The sequence below is a fragment of the Corynebacterium urinipleomorphum genome, assembly GCF_900155535.1.
Taxonomy (GTDB): Bacteria; Actinomycetota; Actinomycetes; order Mycobacteriales; family Mycobacteriaceae; genus Corynebacterium; species Corynebacterium urinipleomorphum.
The window spans coordinates 382,026-401,843 of sequence record NZ_LT706962.1 but is presented as its reverse complement, the minus strand read 5'-3'; the positions used below and the strand labels follow the sequence as shown (position 1 = coordinate 401,843).

18 protein-coding genes are annotated in these 19,818 nt (G+C 64.1%); 6 read left to right on the top strand and 12 right to left on the bottom strand.

Features of this window, described 5'->3' with window-relative positions:
- The first annotated feature begins 2 nt into the window (after positions 1–2).
- The gene (locus CZ338_RS02615; RefSeq protein WP_087116808.1) at positions 3–755 is read left to right on the top strand and encodes an amino acid ABC transporter ATP-binding protein; all 753 of its coding nucleotides are present in this window, start codon (positions 3–5) and stop codon (positions 753–755) included.
- A 33-nt stretch (positions 756–788) separates the two neighbouring features.
- On the opposite strand, the gene coaD is transcribed toward CZ338_RS02615, so the two are convergent.
- The 6 genes from coaD to CZ338_RS02585 are packed head-to-tail and all read right to left on the bottom strand — an operon-like array spanning position 789 to position 7,254.
- Positions 789–1,268, bottom strand: a complete 480-nt coding sequence (gene coaD / locus CZ338_RS02610) for a pantetheine-phosphate adenylyltransferase (protein ID WP_087116718.1) — start codon at positions 1,266–1,268, stop codon at positions 789–791.
- A gap of 40 nt (positions 1,269–1,308) precedes the next feature.
- Positions 1,309–1,905 (bottom strand): RsmD family RNA methyltransferase, encoded by a 597-nt coding sequence (locus CZ338_RS02605; RefSeq protein WP_087116717.1) that lies wholly within the window; start codon positions 1,903–1,905, stop codon positions 1,309–1,311.
- Positions 1,906–1,933: 28 nt separating this feature from the next.
- Positions 1,934–4,063 carry an ATP-dependent DNA helicase RecG gene (locus CZ338_RS02600; protein ID WP_087116716.1) on the bottom strand — a complete coding sequence of 710 codons (2,130 nt, stop codon included), beginning with the start codon at positions 4,061–4,063 and terminating at the stop codon, positions 1,934–1,936.
- Between the two features lie 4 nt (positions 4,064–4,067).
- Complete coding sequence (locus CZ338_RS02595; RefSeq protein WP_087116715.1) at positions 4,068–5,621, bottom strand: DAK2 domain-containing protein; 1,554 nt, start codon at positions 5,619–5,621, stop codon at positions 4,068–4,070.
- 11 nt (positions 5,622–5,632) lie between these two features.
- Positions 5,633–6,277: a uracil-DNA glycosylase gene (locus CZ338_RS02590; RefSeq protein ID WP_087116714.1), complete on the bottom strand. Its 645-nt coding sequence runs from the start codon at positions 6,275–6,277 to the stop codon at positions 5,633–5,635.
- Positions 6,274–7,254 (bottom strand): thiamine-phosphate kinase, encoded by a 981-nt coding sequence (locus CZ338_RS02585; RefSeq protein WP_235839401.1) that lies wholly within the window; start codon positions 7,252–7,254, stop codon positions 6,274–6,276. Before CZ338_RS02585 ends, CZ338_RS02590 begins: the two co-directional genes overlap by 4 nt.
- Before the next feature lie 50 nt (positions 7,255–7,304).
- On the opposite strand from CZ338_RS02585, the gene CZ338_RS02580 reads away from it, so the two are divergent.
- Positions 7,305–8,291 (top strand): DUF3515 domain-containing protein, encoded by a 987-nt coding sequence (locus CZ338_RS02580; protein ID WP_235839400.1) that lies wholly within the window; start codon positions 7,305–7,307, stop codon positions 8,289–8,291.
- On the opposite strand, the gene CZ338_RS02575 is transcribed toward CZ338_RS02580, so the two are convergent.
- Positions 8,263–9,327 (bottom strand): D-alanine--D-alanine ligase family protein, encoded by a 1,065-nt coding sequence (locus CZ338_RS02575; RefSeq protein WP_087116807.1) that lies wholly within the window; start codon positions 9,325–9,327, stop codon positions 8,263–8,265. The genes CZ338_RS02580 and CZ338_RS02575 overlap by 29 nt on opposite strands.
- Before the next feature lie 20 nt (positions 9,328–9,347).
- Entirely contained in the window at positions 9,348–10,346 is a 999-nt protein-coding gene (locus tag CZ338_RS02570) for an NAD(P)H-dependent glycerol-3-phosphate dehydrogenase (RefSeq protein ID WP_087116711.1), read from the bottom strand.
- A 127-nt stretch (positions 10,347–10,473) separates the two neighbouring features.
- Here CZ338_RS02570 and CZ338_RS02565 point away from each other — a divergent pair, with 127 nt between their 5' ends.
- Positions 10,474–11,481, top strand: coding sequence for an NUDIX hydrolase (locus tag CZ338_RS02565; protein ID WP_087116806.1), 1,008 nt, complete (start codon positions 10,474–10,476; stop codon positions 11,479–11,481).
- Between the two features lie 57 nt (positions 11,482–11,538).
- Here the strand turns inward: CZ338_RS02565 and leuD are convergent, their stop codons facing one another.
- Together leuD and leuC are read right to left on the bottom strand one after the other, a co-directional pair.
- Positions 11,539–12,129, bottom strand: a complete 591-nt coding sequence (leuD, locus tag CZ338_RS02560; RefSeq protein ID WP_087116710.1) for a 3-isopropylmalate dehydratase small subunit — start codon at positions 12,127–12,129, stop codon at positions 11,539–11,541.
- A gap of 25 nt (positions 12,130–12,154) precedes the next feature.
- On the bottom strand, positions 12,155–13,579 hold the full coding sequence (gene leuC, locus CZ338_RS02555; protein ID WP_087116805.1) for a 3-isopropylmalate dehydratase large subunit: 1,425 nt from the start codon (positions 13,577–13,579) through the stop codon (positions 12,155–12,157).
- A gap of 157 nt (positions 13,580–13,736) precedes the next feature.
- Here leuC and CZ338_RS02550 point away from each other — a divergent pair, with 157 nt between their 5' ends.
- Positions 13,737–14,438, top strand: a complete 702-nt coding sequence (locus CZ338_RS02550; protein WP_235839399.1) for an IclR family transcriptional regulator — start codon at positions 13,737–13,739, stop codon at positions 14,436–14,438.
- Here the strand turns inward: CZ338_RS02550 and CZ338_RS02545 are convergent.
- Positions 14,435–17,209, bottom strand: a complete 2,775-nt coding sequence (locus CZ338_RS02545) for an FAD/NAD(P)-binding protein (RefSeq protein ID WP_087116709.1) — start codon at positions 17,207–17,209, stop codon at positions 14,435–14,437. The genes CZ338_RS02550 and CZ338_RS02545 overlap by 4 nt on opposite strands.
- Positions 17,206–18,183, bottom strand: coding sequence for a pyridoxal-phosphate dependent enzyme (locus CZ338_RS02540; RefSeq protein ID WP_087116708.1), 978 nt, complete (start codon positions 18,181–18,183; stop codon positions 17,206–17,208). Before CZ338_RS02540 ends, CZ338_RS02545 begins: the two co-directional genes overlap by 4 nt.
- 42 nt (positions 18,184–18,225) lie before the next feature.
- On the opposite strand from CZ338_RS02540, the gene CZ338_RS02535 reads away from it, so the two are divergent.
- Positions 18,226–18,681, top strand: a complete 456-nt coding sequence (locus CZ338_RS02535; protein ID WP_087116707.1) for a carboxymuconolactone decarboxylase family protein — start codon at positions 18,226–18,228, stop codon at positions 18,679–18,681.
- Between the two features lie 194 nt (positions 18,682–18,875).
- Positions 18,876–19,818: YhgE/Pip domain-containing protein (locus CZ338_RS10895; protein WP_162287291.1), on the top strand; the 943-nt coding region annotated here is incomplete at its 3' end.

Sequence of the window (19,818 nt, the reverse complement as noted above, 5' to 3'; positions counted from 1 at the left end):
CGATGGTCCAAGCCGTGGATGTGTGGAAATCCTTCGGCTCCCTCGACGTTCTCAAGGGAATCGACCTCGACGTCCAACCCGGCGAGGTCACCTGCCTGATCGGCCCGTCCGGTTCCGGAAAGTCCACATTCCTCCGCTGCGTCAATCACTTGGAAAAGGTCACGGCGGGGCGCCTCTACGTCGACGGCGACCTCATCGGGTACCGCGAGAAGGACGGCGTGCTGCACGAGATCTCCGAGAAGGATGCCTCACTTCAGCGCCGCGACATCGGCATGGTCTTCCAGTCCTTCAACCTCTTCGGCCACCGCACAGTGCTGGAGAACATCATCGAAGCCCCGGTGCACGTCAAGGGTGAAAAGCCCGAGGCCGCGAAGAAGAAGGCCATGGAGCTGCTTGAACAGGTCGGCCTCGCCCACAAGGCAGAGGCGTACCCTGTCCAGCTTTCGGGCGGCCAACAGCAGCGCGTGGCCATTGCGCGCGCCGTCGCTATGGATCCGAAGCTCATGCTTTTCGACGAACCAACGTCCGCCCTCGACCCCGAACTCGTCGGCGAGGTCCTGCGTGTGATGAAGGATCTTGCTGCCAGCGGCATGACCATGATCGTGGTCACCCACGAGATGGCTTTCGCCCACGAGGTCGCCGACACCGTGGCGTTCATGTCGGACGGCACGATCGTGGAGAAAGGCACACCAGAACACGTGCTGGACAATCCGCAGCATGAGCGGACGAAGGAATTCCTGTCCTCGATCTTCTAGGATCTTCCAGGATTTTTCAGGGCGCCCAGGCGCTTAATCCCGGAACTTGGCGTTCATCGCCTCGACCACGCAATCGGGCACGAGGCCGGTGACATCGCCGCCGTACTTGGCCACTTCCTTGCACAGCGAGGAGGAGATATAACCGTACTTCTCGTCTGTCATGAGGAAGAAAGTGTCCACGCCTGACAGGCGGCGGTTCATTTGCGCCATGGGCAGCTCGTAGTCGTAGTCGAGCGAGGAGCGCAGCCCTTTCACGAGTGCACCCACCTTGTGGGCGGTGGTGTAGTCCACGAGCAGCCCGCCCCACGTATCCACGGTGATGTTCGGGAAATCACTGGTGACCTCCCGGATGAACTCCATGCGTTCCTCGATGGTGAACAACCCGGTCTGCTTGTTCGGGTTCCCAGTAACTAGGACGACCACCTCGTCGAAACTGCGCGCAGCACGCGTGAAAATGTCCAGGTGGCCGTTGGTCACTGGGTCGAAGGATCCAGGGCAGACCGCTTTCGTCATTATTCTTCTCTCTTATCAGTAGTTCACGGGGGTCACGGCTTCACTGGTTCACAGCGGAGTCGATGTCAATATCGCTTCGGCAGAATGTCGCCATATCCATACGAGCTATACCGTACAGCCGTTTCTTCAGCTTCTGCCCGGTCGGTGTGAAGCCGGCGGGCCACGCGGTCTCGGGGCTATCACGGTGGCGCTCAATGACCACGGCGGCCTCATCGGCGAGAAGCGGTATCAGAGCATTGAGCATCTCTACGACGTCCTCATCGGGCAGGTCGTAGGGCGGGTCCGCGAGAACCATCGTGAAGTGATCCCGCGGCGCCCAGGACACAAAGTCAGACACCTTGGCTTGCTCAACCGTCACGTCAGGATGCCCCACCACTTTAATGTTGTGGCGGATGATCTCCGCGGCGTGCGGGTTGGATTCCACCAGCACGACCTCATCCGCGCCACGGGAAGCGGCCTCGAGGCCGAGCGCGCCGGAACCTGCGAAAAGGTCGAGAACATTCTGCCCAGCGAATCCGAAACGAACCTGGAGCGAAGAGAACAGGCCTTCCCGGGCCCTGTCCGATGTGGGCCTGGTTCCCTCCGGGGGAACCTTGATCGTGCGTCCGCGGGCTTCGCCCGAAATGATTCGGCTCATGGCCCTCACTCTAACGGGAGCGGTGACACTAGCTCTTTTCCAGGTACTCGAATTCCTCGAGGATTTCGGTGTCGGTCACGGAACGCGCCAGCTCCGGGTCGGCGGCCACCACTGCTTCAGCGTCGTCGTACGCTCGCTGGATAATGCCGTAATCCTCAACGAGGTTGAGCAGTTTCAGTTGCCGTTCGTTGCCGGATTGGTGTGTGCCCAGAACATCGCCTTCTTGACGGTTTTGCAGGTCGAGTTCTGCGAGCTGGAACCCGTCTGAGATCGCGGCGATCTGGGAGACGCGCTCAAACTGCGGTGTCTCGGGCTCAGCGAAGGTATGGAACAAGCACAGCGACTGGTGCCCGCCGCGCCCCACGCGTCCGCGGAGCTGGTGGAGCTGGGACACGCCAAAGTGCTCCGATTCGCGCACCATCATCACGGTGGCGTTGGGCACGTCGACGCCGACCTCAATCACCGTGGTGGACACGAGCACGTCGATCTCCCCTGCGGCGAAGGCCGACATGACCTCGTCCTTGTCGTCGCCCTTCATGCGTCCGTGCAAGACACCGACATTCAGCCCCCGGAAATGGGTTTTCCCGAGGAGGTGGGCGATTTCGAGGACGCCCCCGGGGCCGTCGATACGCGGGCACACGATGTAGGCCTGGTGCCCGTCGGCGACTTCCTCCTTGATTTTCTCCCACGCGCGCTCGACCCAGGCGTCCTTGAACTCGGGCACGATCGAGGATTGAATCGGTTTCCGGCCGCCGGGAAGTTCACGGAGTGTGGATACAGCGAGATCACCGAAGACTGTGATGGCGATCGTCCGCGGGATCGGCGTCGCCGTCATCACAAGTAAGTGGGGCGTGGTCTCCCCCGCTTTATCGCGCAGGCGGTCGCGCTGCTCCACGCCGAAGCGGTGCTGCTCGTCGACGACGACGAACCCGAGTTTGAAGAAGTCGACGTTGTCCTGGATGATGGCGTGCGTTCCCACGACGATGTCCGCCTCGCCGGTCATGATCGCCAGCAGCGCTTCCTGCCTCTGCACCGTGGACATCGATCCCGTGAGAGCCACCACGCGCGCATGGACGCCGGTGCGCATGAGCGTTTTGCGCAGGGATTTCTCGTGCTGGAGGGTGAGCACCTCCGTCGGGGCGAGCAACGCGCACTGCATGCCGTTGTCCACCGCTTGAAGCATGGCGGCGAGCGCCACGATCGTTTTGCCGGAGCCCACCTCGCCTTGGAGGAGACGGCTCATCGGGGTGGTGCCCTCCAAGTCCCGGGAAATCTCGCCGAAGACTTCTTCCTGTCCCGCAGTGAACGCGAACGGGAGGTTACCCAGCATTTGTTCCTGGGAGGCACCCTCCACCCTCGGTAACGCTGGAGCGGTGCGGTGGCTCGAATCAGCCCGACGTAGCGCCATGATCAAAGCGACGCGAAGGGCCTCGTTGTACTTCAACCGTTCACGGGCAGGATCTGGGCCGGCGGGCCCCGGGTTGTGGATTTGCCGGATCGCGTGGTCAAGGGAGATGAATCCTTCAGGGGTGAATCCCAGCGGTTCTTCCACCGGCGGCAAGGTGTCAAGGACTGTGTTGACTGCGCCCATGATCGTCCATGTGGACAAGTTCTTCGTGGCCTTGTACACAGGCAGCCATTCCCGCCCGGCGAGAATCTCGTCGGGGTCCCCGAACACGGACAGCTGCTTCATCGAGCCGGTCGCTCCGCCCTTCGGTGCTGGCTTTTCCTCGCCGCCTTCTTTGAACCGCGGCGCGTCGAGGATGAGAAAATCCGGGTGCTGCAGCTGCGGCTGCCCGTTGAAATAGCTGAGCTTGCCGGTGAACATCGCGCGCACGCCATCGTGGAGCACGCGCGGCGCGTAGCGCGCGCTGAAGAACGTCGCATGGATAGTGTCGTGCCCGTCGGAGATCTGCACTTTGAAAATGGGACGTTTGCCGGTGAGCATCCGCGTGGACATCACGGTTCCGATGAACGTGATGCGGTCGTCCGGCAGCGCACCCTCGAGGGCGGAGCCACTACCGTAACGCAGATACTTCCGCGGATAATGCTCCAAAAGCCCCTCCGCGGTCTCGATGCCAAAGGCTTTCGCGATGGCGCGGGCGGGCCGCGTGGGGAGGAGAAGGTTCAGCGGGGTGGTGTAATTGATGCCCAGCATGTGCTTATTCCACCCCGATTTGTCCCAGCATGCCCAATCCGTCCGCGGGGTAGACCAGCACCTCGGCACCGAGCGCCGTCTCAAGCTCAGCGGCGTTGAGCTCTGCCGCAGCTTCAGCCCCAAGCAGCAAGGTCACCAATTCGCCTCCATCAGCGAGCATCGCGCGGCACGACTTATCGACGGCCCCCTGAACCGAATCTTCCTCCGCCAGCACTTCACCACTGGGCGCGAGCACTATTGCCTGATGCCCCTGACCCGCCATAATGTCTGCCGCGCGCATGTCTGCGGCTGCCTCATCCATCTGCGCGGCAGCTGCGTCGAGCGGCAAGCGCGGGTCGTGCACCGCCAACGCAGCGATCCCTCCAACGAGGCGCTGTGTAGACAGGACCGCGACATCCGCGCCAGCTTCCCGGACTACAGCGGAGATTGCTTTCATCTCATCGCTACCGACATGCCCGTTAGGTAGAACCACCAGTTCTTTCACCCCGAGGTCAGTGACTGCCCGCCTCAGCTGTTCCTCGAATGAGTCACCAGGGTGCAGAGGAACCGCGCCCGCTTGCTGGAAGAGCTCCGCCACAGCACCAGCCGGCGTCACGGCAACAATGCACCGGGCAACGATCGCTGTGTCGTGGTGCGCGGCCTCCGGCAAGATCTCCAGCCGCAACTCGGAAACCTCGCCCAAGGCGAAAGCGTGCTCGATCACGGCACCGGCATCGAGGGAGTGAATGTGAATCATCGCTTGGGTGTCCGTCGCGCGGGCAATGACCAAACTCGTGCCCATCTGAGCAAGAGCGCCCTCAAGATCGTCCACCGGCCCAGTGAACATGAACATGATCTCCAACCACCCGGCGCGGCCGTGAGAGTGAGCACTCCCTGGGGAGGTCGCCCCGCCTGTCGCAACCGAACCATCGGGGTGGTTTGAGTCTGGGTGATGGCCGTCAACCTCGTCGCGCAACGTCGCTAGCAATAGCACGAGGCCGCGTCCACCGGCATCGACGACGCCTGCGGCGCGTAATTCTGGTAGCTGGGACGGTGTCTTCTCTAGGGCTTCCTCGGCTGCTGTGAGAGCCGCAGATGTCACTGCGGCGAGCGATGAGCCGTCGGTGTTTTCTTGAGCCGTACGGGCAGCGGTAGCCGCTTCCCGCAGGACGGTGATGATCGTGCCTTCCACCGGCTCGTTGATGGCACGCTCCACGTATTCCACTGCGTTGGCTAAGGCATCGGCGACACTCGAACCGTCAATGTCCCCTTCGGCGGCCACCTGTGCGACTCCGCGGAGGACCTGTGAGAGCACTACGCCGGAATTGCCGCGGGCTCCCCTGACACTTCCGACAGCTAGCGCTGATGCGATGTCTGCAGCACTCGCGTCACGGCCGAGGGCCTCGGCGCTGTGCACCGCAGCTGTCATCGTGTGGGCCATGTTCGAGCCCGTGTCCGAGTCCGGCACCGGGAAGACGTTGAGGCTGTTGATCTCCTCCCGGTGGAGCTCCAGTTCCCGCGCGGCGCGACGGGCCCACGACAACAGTCGCGCACCGTCGATCACCGGGGAATTGGTCATGGGGCCTTACTCTACAGTGCCCAATCGACACCGTCCGCGCCCTGAGCCCGCAGTGCTGCGTTGGCTCGGGAGAACGGACGGGAGCCGAAGAACCCGTTACGGGCGGATAGCGGCGACGGGTGGGTCGACTCGATGCAAGGAATGTCGCCGAGGAACCTCTTGGCCGTCTGTGCGTCGCGGCCCCATAGGATGGCCACCAACGGCAGATCACGCTCCGCCAACGCGCGAATGGCCGTCTCCGTGACCTTCTCCCATCCGACACCGCGGTGGGAACCAGGCTTGCCCGGTGCGACCGTGAGAACACGGTTCAGTAAGAGGATGCCTTGACTCGCCCAGGAGGAGAGATCGCCGTCGGGGCGCGGCGGGATACCCAGGTCGTCGGAAAGCTCCTTGTAGATGTTCACCAAGGATCGCGGCGGGGCCACGCCCGGTTGGGTGGAAAAGCTCAAACCCATGGGATGGCCCGGTGTCGGGTACGGGTCTTGGCCCACGATGAGAACCCGGACGTCATCGAACGGGTCGTGGAAGGCCCGCAGAATATCGTTGCCCGCCGGAAGGTACGCCGGCTGGCTCCGAAGAAAATCGCCGAGTTGGTGGATCGTATCCTCCACAGGCGCGAGCGGCTCCTCCCAGGTGGGGTGCACTGGCAAACTCATGCGAAACTCTCCCATCCGCCGCCGTAGTGCGGGGCACGGCCATCGATGGTCACTCCCGGCTGATCCCCGGGCCCGGGCCGCGACACAGTTCCGATAGTGCGGAAGCCGACGGGAGCGTCCGCGTTCAACGTCCCCAGCAACGTGTGGTCCTCCCCGCCCTCGCAGACCCACTGCCACGGATCGTGGCCGAGGAAGTCCCCTGCCTGGCGGAGAACATCATCTGGCGCCACCGCTGCGGAATCCATGTCGAGCTGAACGCCCGACCGGACAGCCAGGAGAGTGAGGTCGTGGAGCATACCGTCGGAATTGTCCGTCATGCTCGTCGCACCAGCGGAACGGGCAATGACGCCGGAGCCGGGCGTGATCTCCGGTGCCTGGTACGCATCGACGAGCGGCGCGAATTCCTCCGGAATCTTCCGCCCAGATTCGAGCAGGGCCAGTCCTGCCGCTGAGTACCCGATGCGTCCGTGCGCAACAAGGTTCTGGCCAGAACGGGCACCTGTCAGGGTGAGAGCCGGGCGGTTGCCGCCGAGCGACCCGATCGCTGTAACCGACATGACCAAGCTGTCCCCGGATGTGACATCGCCACCGACGAGCTCTGCGGCGTATTTTTCCACTTCTTCCCCGATGCCGTGCGCGAGCTCCTCGACAACAGCCACTGGCAGGTTCTTCGGCGCGGACAGGGAGAGCAGCGCCGCTACAGGGCGCGCGCCCATCGCCTCAACGTCGGCGAAATTCTGGACGATGGCTTTCCTGCCCACACGCCGCGGAGTTGTCACATCCGGGCGGAAGTGGCGGCCCTCGACCAGCATGTCAGTGGTAGCCACAACACGAGAATTGGGCGACGACCAGTACAGTACCGCGGCATCGTCGCCGTTGATGGCCGACGGGGTCGCCTCGACGATGGACCGGATGACGGCTCGCTCACCCACATCCCCAAGCGTGGGGCCGCCCGTAGGAAAACCAGTCTGGATCACAGTCGATGAGGGCCTTTCCGTCAAATGGTCTTGCAATACAATGGCCCGGTATGACCACCAGCAGGACGCGCCCGGAACCACCCGCCGACCATAGCGACCAGACATCCGTCATGCGGCGCCCGCTGATCCTGCTCAGCCTCGGGCTGGCTCTGCTGCTCGTCGCCGGTGTGTTGATCGGGTCGAAGCTTTACCTCAAGCAGCTTAACAACCAGCCAGTGGCGCTGACCGAGTTGCCGTCACCGGACGCCGATTCCCCGGAGTGCGCGGCGCTGGTGGATTCCCTGCCCGATGAGCTTGCGGGGCATTCCCGCGCGGAGTTGCTGGACCCCGCGCCAGCCGGCGCAGCTGTATGGCAGTCCTCGTCCGCCAAGCGCGTGACTCTGCGCTGCGGAGTCGATGCGCCACTGCAGTTCACCGAGCTCACACCGACGGAAGAGATCGCGGGTGCCCGGTGGATGAAAGTCGTCGACCCGACCCCGGGATCGAACCTGACCACATGGTTCACAGTGGACCGCTCCCCTGTCGTGGCAGTCACCGCCGACGATGCGGCACTCGGCGGCCGCACTTCCCCCGTCGAGGACCTTGATGTGAGCGCGCTGCCTGCCGCAGATCCGGCACCGGGGAAGGCACCGTTGGCGGAGCTCGAGACGTCGCTAAGCAATGCGTCCAGCGCGACATGCCGCGACCTCGTTGCCGCGCTCCCGCAGGAACTCGCGGACGGCTATGCGCGTATCGACGTCTCCGCTGTCGACGGCCTGGGCGATCAAGCCGCAGCGTGGAGTGCGGACGGCCTAGAACCCGTTGTGCTGAAGTGCGGGGTCGCTCCGCCGCCCAGCTACGCGCCCGGTGCACAGTTGACGCAGATCAACGGCATCCCCTGGTTCGAGGAGACTGAGGCAGGAAACCTGACCCAAGCGACGACCCTGTACGCGCTGGGCCGAGCGACGGATATCGCGGTCTCCCTACCTGCAGGAGCCGGTGAGGGAGCGCTCACAGCGTTGACGAACGCTATTGAGCAGAACGTTCCAGCGCAGTAGCGATGAGTGTTTCCAGCAACTCCCCGTACGTCATTCCGGCAGCTTGGAAGACCTGCGGGAACATAGAGATCGACGTGAAGCCGGGCATGGTGTTCACCTCGTTGAGCATGGGGCCGGACTCGGTGACGAAGAAGTCGACCCGGGCCAGACCCTGGCAGCTCAGCGCACGGAAGGTCGTGAGCGACAGCTGGGCGAGCTGCTCGTTGAGCTCATCGTCGTATCCCGCCGGAATCGTGGCTGTGACGACGTTGTCGAGGTACTTTGTCTCGAATCCGTAGAAGCCTTCGTCCGAATCAGAGGTGCCGTTGAGTTTGGCCGGCGGCGACGCGACGAGCTCGCCGTCGGGGCGCTCGATCACGCCGATCTCCACCTCGTCACCGATGAGCTCAGCCTCGATGATCACCTTGGAATCGTAGAGGCGGGCGGAACGCACCGCGTCGGCGAGCTTGTCCCAGGACTCGACCTTATTGATGCCGATGGAGGATCCGCCGCGGGCGGGTTTGACGAAGACAGGCAGGCCCAGGTACTCGCGCACCTCGTCGTCCACCGCTGTGACCTCAGCGTGCTCATGGAGAATGAACTCACGCGTGACCGGCACGCCAGCGGCGCGGGCGATCGTCTTGGTGAATTCCTTGTCCATCGAACACGCGGACGACAAGACGCCCGTACCTACGTACGGCACGCCCGCGAGGTCGAGCAACCCCTGGATCGTGCCGTCCTCACCGAACGTGCCGTGCAACACGGGGAAGACAACGTCCACGGTGGCAAGAACCTCGCCGGTGTTCGGATCGTAGAGCTCGCCGCGGCGTGCGGGGTTCACAGACAAGGCGACCTCGCGCCCGCCGTCGACGCTAGGCAGCTGGGAGTCCCCGACCGGGTCGGTCGTGCCAGCGACCCACGTGCCGTCCTGGGTAATGCCCACCGGAAAAATCTCGTATTTCTCCCGGGGAAGCTCCGCCATGATGGCGCCGGCGGAAATGCAGGAAATGGAATGCTCAGAGGACATTCCACCGTAAATAACGGCGATTGTGATCATGGAGACCACACTACAAGCCGCTACTCGGATTTTTTGGAACGGCCCATCAGCGCGGCGATCATGTCGTCCACGCGCAGATCCCGGTGACACACGGAGAACACAGCCTCCGTCAGCGGCATGTCCACCCCGTTGGCGATGGCCAGCTCGTGAATGCTTTGTGAGCTGATCACGCCCTCTGCTACTTGGCCGTTGGTCGCCTCGCGCGCCTCATCCAGCGTCATGCCCCGGCCGAGCCGCTCGCCGAATGTGCGGTTGCGGGAGAGCTTTGAACCGCAGGTGGCCACCAAGTCGCCGAGGCCCGCCAAGCCTGCGAAGGTGCGCTGGTCTGCCCCGAGTTGCATGCCCAAACGGGTGATCTCGGCGAGACCCCGGGTGATCAAAGTGGCTTGGGTGTTCTCCCCCATCTCCTTGCCCGCCGCCATGCCGCAGGCGAGAGCGATGACGTTCTTGCAGGCACCGCCGATTTCGCAGCCCACCACATCGGTGTTGGTGTAAGGGCGCACATAGGAGGTGGCGCACGCCGCCTGCACCAGTTTGGCGCGGTTCAAGTCCGAGCACGCAATGACTGTTGCGGCTGGTTGCTCGTCGGCGACTTCGCGCGCCAGATTCGGCCCGGTGAGCACGGCGATGCGTTCCTGCTCAACCCCGGTCACCTCAGCGATGACTTCGCTCATCCGCTTGTACGTGCCGGACTCGATGCCCTTGGAGATGGACACGACCGTCGAGTCGGCGGAGATGGCCGGCGCCCAATCGGCGAGGTTTTCCCGCATGGTCTGACTCGGTACCGCCGGGACGACGATCTGGGCGGAATCAATCGCGGCAGCCGCATCGTCGGTGGCCTCAATCGCGTCCGGCAGCACAATGCCGTCGAGGTAGTCCGCATTGATGCGCGTTTCCTGGATGGCGGCGGCCAGCTCCGTGCGGCGGGCCCACAAACTCACCGAGTTGCCGGCATCAGCGAAGACCTTCGCCAGAGCCGTGCCCCACGACCCGGCGCCGAGAACAGCGACCTTGACCATGTGTGCACCTTTCTTTTCATCGTCCGCCGCCCCGCAGGAAACGGATTTCTGCCCGTCACAGTGTAGAGCACCGCGAAACTGAAATCAGGTTATGCGCGCCCACCGCAGATACGGGACAATGAGCATCATGGGCAAGAAGTCACACATGCACGAAGAGGACAAAGACCTCCATGGGGAGATGTTCCTCACCGGCCGCCACCAGGAAATTCCCTCTAAACCGGCCGAGGAATTCAAAAACACAACGCTCGCGGCAGGTGCCGTTCTGTGGCGGGGCGAAATTACGGATCCCAGCACCATCGAGGTCGCGTGCATTCACCGCCCGCGTTACGACGACTGGTCGCTCGCCAAAGGCAAGGTCGACCCGGGTGAATCCCTTGTGGTCACCGCTGTGCGGGAGATCAAGGAAGAGACCGGCTACGACGTCCGCCTAGGAAAATTGCTGGGCAAGACGGTGTACCCGGTGAAGGATTCCACAAAGGTGGTCTACTACTGGACCGGCGAAGTCGTCGGCGGTGAATTCGAGGCCAACGAGGAAGTCGATGAGATCCGCTGGCTGCCGTTCCAGGAGGCGAAGGACATCATGTCCTACGATCTCGACCGCCAGGTGCTGCAGAAGGCCGAGAAGCGCTTCGGCCTGCCGTGCACCTCACGCATTCTCTACGTCCGCCACGCACGTGCGCACGACCGCGCGAAGTGGTCCGGCGACGACAACTTGCGCCCACTGGATAAGAAGGGCCGCCGCCAGTCGGAGATGCTCGTTCCCATGCTCGCGCCGTTCCACCCCGACCGGATCTACTCCGCAGTTCCGGACCGCTGCCAAACAACGGTCGCCCCGCTTTCCGACGAATTGAATCTCCCCGTCGAAGTTGACCAGCGCTTCGGTGACCACGCGTGGCTGGAAGACATGGTCGGCGCGCAGAAGGCGTTCATGGATGTCGTCGACCAAGGTGGTGTGAGCGTCGTCTGTGCCCAAGGCGACATCATCCCCAATATGCTCGCGTGGCTATCGGCTACTGGCCGCTTGCCCATCGACGGGGAAATCAAGGCGAAGAAGGGCTCCGTCTGGGTCCTCTCCTTCAACGACGGCCGGCTCACCGGCGCCGACTACCTGCCGTCGGCGCTCCCGGTGCGCTAAGTGCCCAGGGGGAACGCGCCCCCTGGGCACTGCAGAGTAAGCGGCTAGATCGGCCGCCTACGAAATCGCCGGCTTGAACGCCGGACGGGCTTCCTCGAAGCGCTCAATGGCGTCTTCGTCGCGCAGAGTCAGGCCGATGTCGTCGAGGCCCTCCATGAGGCGCCAGCGGATGTAATCGTCGATCTCGAAGGTGAAGGTGTTCTCGCCGACGGTGACGGTGCGGTCCTCGAGCGAGACGGTGACCTCCAGCCCGGGTTCTTGCTCAAGCTGCTTCCAGATCAACTGGATGTCCGCGTCTGTCATCTGCCCGGCCAACAGACCGGCCTTGGAGGTGTTGCCTCGGAAGATGTCGGCGAAGCGGGGGCTGAATACTGCCTTGAAGCCGTAGTCCATCAGCGCCCACACAGCGTGCTCGCGGGAGGAACCGGTGCCGAAGTCGGGGCCGGCGAAGAGCACGGAGCCATCCTTGTACGCGTCATGGTTGAGGACGAAGTCCGGCTCATTGGTGCGCCAGTTAGAAAACAGCCCGTCCTCAAAACCAGTGCGCGAGACACGCTTGAGGTAGACGGCGGGAATGATTTGGTCAGTGTCCACATTGGAGCGGGTCAGCGGCACGCCGACGCCGGTGTGGGTGGTGAATTTCTCCATTTTCGTTGCCCTTCCTTTTACGTGCTTAGAGGTCCGCGGGGCTGGACAAGTGGCCGGTGATCGCCGTGGCGGCGGCGACGAGCGGCGAGACAAGGTGGGTGCGCCCGCCGAGGCCTTGGCGGCCCTCGAAGTTGCGGTTGGACGTGGATGCGGAGCGCTCCCCCGGCTTCAACTGGTCGGGGTTCATGCCCAAGCACATGGAGCAACCGGCAGTGCGCCAGTCCGCGCCGAAATCGCGGAAGATCTGGTCCAAGCCTTCTTCCTCAGCCTGCTGCTTCACCATGGCGGAAGACGGCACGACCATCATGCGGGTCTCCGGGTGAATGGTTTTGCCCTTGATCACCTCAGCTGCGGCACGGAGGTCCTCGATGCGCGCGTTGGTGCACGAACCCAAGAAGACGGTGTCGATCTTGATGTCGCGCAGCGGAGTGCCCGGCTCGAGGTCCATGTACTTCAGCGCCTTCTCGGCGGCGGCCTTCAGTGTGTCGTCGCCGAAGGACTCCGGGTCCGGAACGGACTCCGCCAGCGGCAGGCCCTGCCCCGGGTTGGTGCCCCAGGTGACAAACGGGGTGAGCGCGGAGCCGTCGATTTCCACAACGGTGTCGAATTCGGCGCCCTCGTCCGTCGGCAATGTCTTCCAGTACGCGACGGCCTCGTCCCAGTCCTTGCCCTTCGGCGCGAACTCGCGGCCTTTGACGTACTCGAAGGTCTTCTCGTCCGGCGCAACCATGCCGGCACGAGCACCGCCCTCGATGGACATGTTGCAGATGGTCATGCGGGCTTCCATGGAGAGTTTCTCAATGGCCTCGCCGCGGTACTCGATAATGTGCCCGGCGCCGCCGTTGGTGCCGATCTTGGCGATGATGGCCAGAATCAAGTCCTTAGCCGTGACACCCGGCTGCAATTCACCCGAGACTTCCACGGCCATAGTCTTGAACGGCTTCAGCGGCAGCGTCTGTGTGGCCATGACGTGCTCGACCTCGGAGGTACCAATGCCCATGCCGATCGAGCCGAACGCACCATGCGTGGAGGTGTGGGAGTCACCGCACACAATGGTCATGCCGGGCTGGGTAATGCCCAGCTGTGGGCCGACGGTGTGGACAATGCCCTGCTTGACGTCGCCCATGGAGTGCAGCCGCACACCGAATTCCTCGCAGTTCTTGCGCAGCGTGGATACCTGGGTGCGGGAGGTGAGCTCTTCGATCTCCAGCAGGTTGCCCGACTTGATGCCCACGGTGGGAACATTGTGGTCCTCGGTAGCCAGGTGCTGTTCGGGCCGGCGGATCGTGCGGCCGGCCATACGCAAACCATCAAAGGCCTGCGGGGAGGTGACCTCGTGGAGCAGCTGGAAGTCGATGTAGATCAGGTCGGGGTCGCCGTTCTCGCCCTTGGTGATCACGTGGTCGCGCCACACTTTCTCCGCCAGCGTCAAGGGTCGGTCGTGCGCCATGGTCTCTCCTTCTCCGTCGTCGCGCCATTCCATATTACGGGATGGACGTTTCCATTCAATGAGACAGTCTAGCGCAGCGTGTGCCTATCCCGCACACCGCCCGCACCCAACCCGAGGGGCCACCAGGACCATATAGTGAGATGATAAGATCCACTTCGTGGGAAATTCTGTGGAAAGCCCGGCGGAGAACAGCTCGGGAATCAAGGTCCTCGACCGCTCGATCGCGCTTATCGACGCCACTGCGTCCGGCGAGAAGACCCTTTCCGAGCTCAGCGCCGACACTGGGCTTCCCCGGGCGACAACACACCGGCTCGCCACTGCCCTGGAGGTCCACCAGATCCTCGTCCGCACCGATAACGGTGCATGGGCCATCGGGCCCGCACTCGCCAGGTACGCCACGCTGGCACCGTCGAAGATCATCGATGCTGCCAAGCCAATTATGGCGGACCTTGTGGACACCACCAACGAATCTGTGCAGCTGTACGAACTCACCGGGTCTTCGCGCACCTGCGTCGCCGCCGTCGAACCGCCGAGCGGTCTCACCCACACCGTTCCCGTCGGCTCACAGCTGCCGCTCGACCGCGGTTCCGCCGCAAAGGTCTTCGCTGCACACAACCTCGTCAACGCCGTATTCACTGAGGAAGAATTGGCCGGGGTCCGCTCAACCGGTGTCGCTGAATCTGTCGCAGAGCGCGAGGTGGGGCTCGCCAGTCTCTCCACCCCTATCTACGGGACGAACGGCACAGTGCTCGCCGTCTTGTCTATTTCCGGTCCGGCGGAGCGCTTGAGGCCTTCCCCCGCCGACAAGTGGGGCAAGGCTCTCCTCGCCGCGGCGAGGAACCTCACACAAGCGATTTAACCGTCAATTGCGTCGAGAACCCCTTCCGGCCACAGGACATTCTTCGCCAACGGGATCTGGTGCGACGCGCTCTCCAGGATGTGCATGAAGTAGCCGGCTGTATTCGGGATGGCCACGATGTCCCCCGCGGCCACTCCTTCCGGGAAACGGATCTTCCGGCGAAGAATCACCTCATCTTCGATGCAGTACGCGCCCACAAGAAATGCTTCCACCGGCTCGGCTTCACGCGCCCCATCCGGTTTTCCCGGCCGTTTGACCAGCACAGGGTCGATCAGGAAGTCGTCCGACGTGGTGCGGCACTGCGTCCGGTTCATCTCCACACCGACGAGGGGAAGCCCGTCGGAGCGGGTCTTGGTGAAGGCGACGCGGGTGAGGATGACACCGCAGCCGTCGAGAAGCGAACGGCCCGGTTCGAGGTGGAGCCGCAACCCCCGCTCCCGCATGCCGTCCGCGATGCCGTCCGAGAGCACTTCCATGAGCCATTCCCCGCGCGTCGGGGTCTGCCAATAGGGGTACGTGTTGATGAGCGGATCGGCTTTCCAGGTGAATGGAGCTGCGTACCCGGCGCGCTGATGTGCGATTGCTTCCTGGTACGCGTTCCACTGTTCTTTGTGCGCCAGATAGTTCATGGGGACCCCGCCGCCGATGTCGATGAACTCGGGCGCGTGCCCGGCGCGTCGAAGACGGTCGACCAGCTCCATGCACTCGCGCAACGCTGCCTGGCGGTCCCGTGCCGCGTACCCGTGCAGGTGCGCATGGACGCCGACGATATCCGCATGCGGTGACCGCATGGACAGGTGACCGGACCAGTCGTCCAGCCGCTCGCCGAATCGCGTCGGGGGCATGGTGTCCGGGTCAGGCGCTAGCCGAGGCGCAACGCGCGCACGTGTCCCCGCTTCCTCGGCCAGGGCGCACAGCCTGTCATATTCGTCCCTGTTGTCGGTGGAGACGACCACACCGTTGTCGATGGCGAGCTGGAGCAGGCTCTCCGGCTTGATGGCGGCGGAGAGGATGATCCGCTCCCCCGGCATCCCGCGCTCGAGGACCTGGCGCAATTCGTTCTCGCTCGCCACGTCTACGCCGTTACCGGAATCGCGCACGGTGTCCGCGAAAACGAGCGCTTTGTTGGCTTTCCGGGCGTAGAAGACCTTCGTCTCCACCCCCTCAGCGGCTCCGGCGTTCACCAATTCCGCGATATTTTCCTGCATCGGGCCGGCGTTGAGCACGTTGACGGGGCTTCCGTACGTGTCCAGCAATCCCGCGCATGCCTCGGCATCGGACAGCAGCTGCGCCGACCAGTCAAAAGTTCTCGGCTCCAGGGGTGGCAAGCCGTGGACGCGCAGCGGGTCCTCGAGGGCGACGGCACTGACACGGTCGGCCCACTGCTCCACCACATCGTGGGCGCTGCGGCGCAGTGTGTCGTGCCCCAGGATCAGGCCTTCGTTCATCCGTCCCGCCGCGGCGATGTGCTTCTGTCCCACGAGCGTTCCGTCGCGCCCCACGTGGAGGGCATTCGTATCTGCGTAGCGTTGGCCAACTCCGGCCTGCACGAGGTCTCCCACTAGTGTTCCCTCGACTACCCCTGGTGGAGCGAGAACGGCATCGATGACGATGTTCGCCCCGACGGATGCAGCCACCTCGCGCAGATCCTCGCCGCCGCGGGCCATGACGTTCGTGCGAATGCGCCCGGCATCAATGAGCGCGAGCACTTCCGCGGCGGACTCTGCCGGCGGACCGAAAGCGACGCGTTCCATCGTCCGGGTGAATGCGTCGAAGTCCTTCCCTCCGAGCGTCTCCCGGCCGCCAAAAGACGCGCGCTCGATGAGCGCGTCGTAGGTGTCGCGGAAGGCGAGCGCCACCGCCAACGCCGGTGTCCACGGGCGCGTGCCCTGGGCCGCGGCAAGCGACGTCCGAAGTTCCGCGACCGGGTCGCCGCTGAAGTCGCCGCCCTCTATCACGGCCGCGATCTCCGCACGTGTGCCGTCGCCGCCGGCGATCCGCAGGATCTCCACCGCGCAGTTCGCGAGGATCTCCTTCAGCTCAGCCAGTCCGCCGCACCGCAGAATCGCGCGGGATGCGGCCGCGAGCACCGGTGCCGCCTGCTTAGCCTTGTCACCGTCGAGATACGCTTTGATCTCCATGAACCGGCCCGAACGAGTGACCGGGTAGAAGATCTTCGCTTTCGCGTATCGGACGACGTCGACAAATGTGAGAGCCGCACCGCGGACGAGGGCGACATCATCTTCCCCGACAGCGTCGAGGTTCTTCTGCGGGTACGCGGGCGCGACCACACTCAACTCTCCCAGATCCATGTGGGCGAGCGACCCCGGCCAATCGTGCGCGTGGCCGGTGGCCAGAAGCACTTCGTGGAAGAGCTCGCCTTCCACGTCCACCCCGCCGTCCACTGGCTGCACCGAACGGACATGGGTGAAGCGGTGCTCGACACTGCATTGCGGCGGGAGATGGTGTTCCAGGGCATTCCAGGATTCCCGCAGTAGATGCCCGACTGTTCTGCGCGGCGGGAACTGGCCCCCGTGTTCACCGGCGGCGTCGAGCTTGCCCAACTGCGTCTGCACGATGTGCTTCGGGGCATTGAGGATCCACTGCTCCGGAAGGTCCTGCGCAAACGCCCCGGGCGCGGACGCACCCTCGAGCGGAGTGTCGCTGAACACCGTCAGCTCGATGGCGGCGCCACGTTGCCGCGCCCGTTCCATGAGCGACTCCGCGGCCCACAATCCCCGCGGGCCCGCACCGATGATGCCTACCTTCATTCGACTACCCCGCTTCCCAGGTTCTCTTCCACCCATTCGTCGTTGTACACCGTATCCAGATACGCACGGCCATCATCGTGGAAGATGCCGACGATGTCGCCGCGTGCGCCCTCCTCAAGCAACCCGTGCAGCGCGTGCGCAACCGCACCGCCGGAAGCCCCGGGCAGGAACCCTGTCGTGCGACCCATACGGCGGGCAGCCCGCACAGCGTCGCCCGCTTCCACCCGGATCACCCGCCCGGGGTCGACTTCGGTGGAGAGATCGGGCACCACGCCAGCACCGTAGCCGGGGAGAAGGCGGGATCCTCGGGTGCCGCCGAAAAGCACGGAACCTGCCGCATCGACCGCCACAACGTGTGTGTCGTACCCGTGCTCGCGGATATGGAGCAAGCAACCCCCGATCGTGCCGGTCGTGCTCACCGCCACCACCAGAACATCGGGAGCGCGCCCAAGCTTATCGACGATCTCCGCCATCGTTCCCCCGTCATGCGCCGCGAAAGCAGCCCGGTTGGAGTACTGGTCCAAATTCACCGCGCCGAGCTCGTCCTTCAACTCGGCGACACGCTTGCGCCGGGCAACGAGCCAATCACCTGTCTCAGGGTCTGGCTCTGTCACGGGGTGCAGAATTCCCCCGAGAGCGGTGATCAACGCCAATGTGGCGGAGTTGGTCCGCTGGTCAACAACACAGTGGAATTCCCAGCCCCCCACAGCCGCCTCGCGTGCTAGTGCGACACCCAGGTTGCCGGAGCTGGATTCAACGACCTTCATGCCTGGGCGTAGCTCCCCGCGCCGCTCGGCTTCGCCCACCAACGCACGCGCAGTGCGGTCCTTGGCGCTCCCGCCGGGATTGAAGGACTCGAGTTTCCCCCACACTCGGGTGTCAGACGCCACGCCCCCCTGCCCCGCAATGTCGTCGAGGCGAATGAGAGGAGTTTTACCGATGGCCCCAAGTATTCCGCACCCTAATTCAGTCATAACAGGAAGCTTATGCCGACTTCGATGGTTTAGGCTTGTCCCATGACTGATTCCGGCACCAACCCCCACACCACCACGTCCCCGTCTGATGCTGACAGCCGCTACGACGCAGGAATCCGCGTCCGGCGCGAGGTCATGGGCGATGATTTTGTCGACGCCGCTCTCGGGCGCGCCGCTGGCACCGACGGCGAAGAACTCCAGGAGCACGTCACAGCCACCGTCTGGGGCTCAGTGTGGACACGCCCGGGGTTGAACCGCCGCGACCGCAGCCTGCTCAACATCGGCATGCTTGTCGCCTTGCGCGCCACCGAGGAACTGCGCGGGCACGTCCGCGGCGCCCTGACAAACGGCCTCACCCGCGAAGAGATCACCGAAGCCATCATCCACTCCTCCGGCTACTGCGGGGCACCCGCCGCCCTTTCCGCCATGAAGGTCGCGCAGCAGGTGCTCGAAGAAGAGCTCGGCCCGCGCGAGAGTTCAACCGAATCGGACGCTTAAACCGCGGGCCCGCTTGACGGGCACGATCAGGACAGTACCGCAGTTCGGAAAGGGAAACGAGGGGCGTGCCGCCGACAGCGGCGAGCAGGCCGGGGGCTGATTCGGAAAGCATGAATGCAAGCTTATGCGTTCCGGGCCAGCGGGGCCGCCGCGGAGCGTTTCACTAACGCTCCATTCGAGGGTACGCTCGCCACGTGAGAAAAAGCGGGCAGATTCTTGAACGGGACATTCGTCGCCTGTTGCGCGTTCCCCGCGCCTTCATCATCATCGTCGGCGTTCTTATCACCCCCGCGCTCTACGCGTGGTTCAACATCAACGCTTTCTGGGACCCCTACGCCCACACCCAGAACATCCACATCGCGGTGGTCAACAACGACCGCGGTGCCTCCGCCGAGCGCGTCGGCGAGGTCGACATCGGCGAGCAGATCACCGAGCAGCTCAAGGACAACGACAAGATCGGGTGGGTGTTCCTCCCCGAGGACGAGGCCCGCGACGGGCTCATGCGCGGCGACTACTACGCCATGTTCCTCATCCCGCCCGAATTCAGCGAGGACCTGCTGAGCCTGGTCAGCGGCACCTACACGCAGCCGGTGCTGGAGTACTACGTCAACGAGAAGAGCAACGGCGTCACCCCCTCGATCACCGACGCGGGCGCCTCCGCTGTCGACGCAGCCGTGTCCGAGGCCTTTAAGAAGAAGGTCGGCGAGGCTGCGGCGACCGAACTGCGTAGCACGGGCTACACCCTCCGCGACGGCGCCGAGAAGGCCCGCGACAAGACCTCCGGGAGCTTCGCCCAGGTCGCCGCCGACCTCGACGCCGCCCAGGGGCGGGTGGCCACGATGAACCAGAGTATCAGCGGGGCGCGCCCGATTGTCGCCGAGCTGAACACCCTCGTCGGCTCCGTCGACGACACCCTCGGGTCCGTGGACTCCTCCCTCGGAGAGGTCGAAGGGATCATTGCCGAGCTACAGAAGTCCTCCGCCGGGTTCAGCGCGGACACCTCCACCGCGCTCGTCGAGTCCACCAACGCGCTCAGCCTCGGCGCCGCCTCCGCCAACGCCTCCATCGCGGGGGCGACGGACGAGCTCGGCACAGCCCAGGGGCGGGTGCGCTCCGCCGTCGGAGAGGTCGACGGCG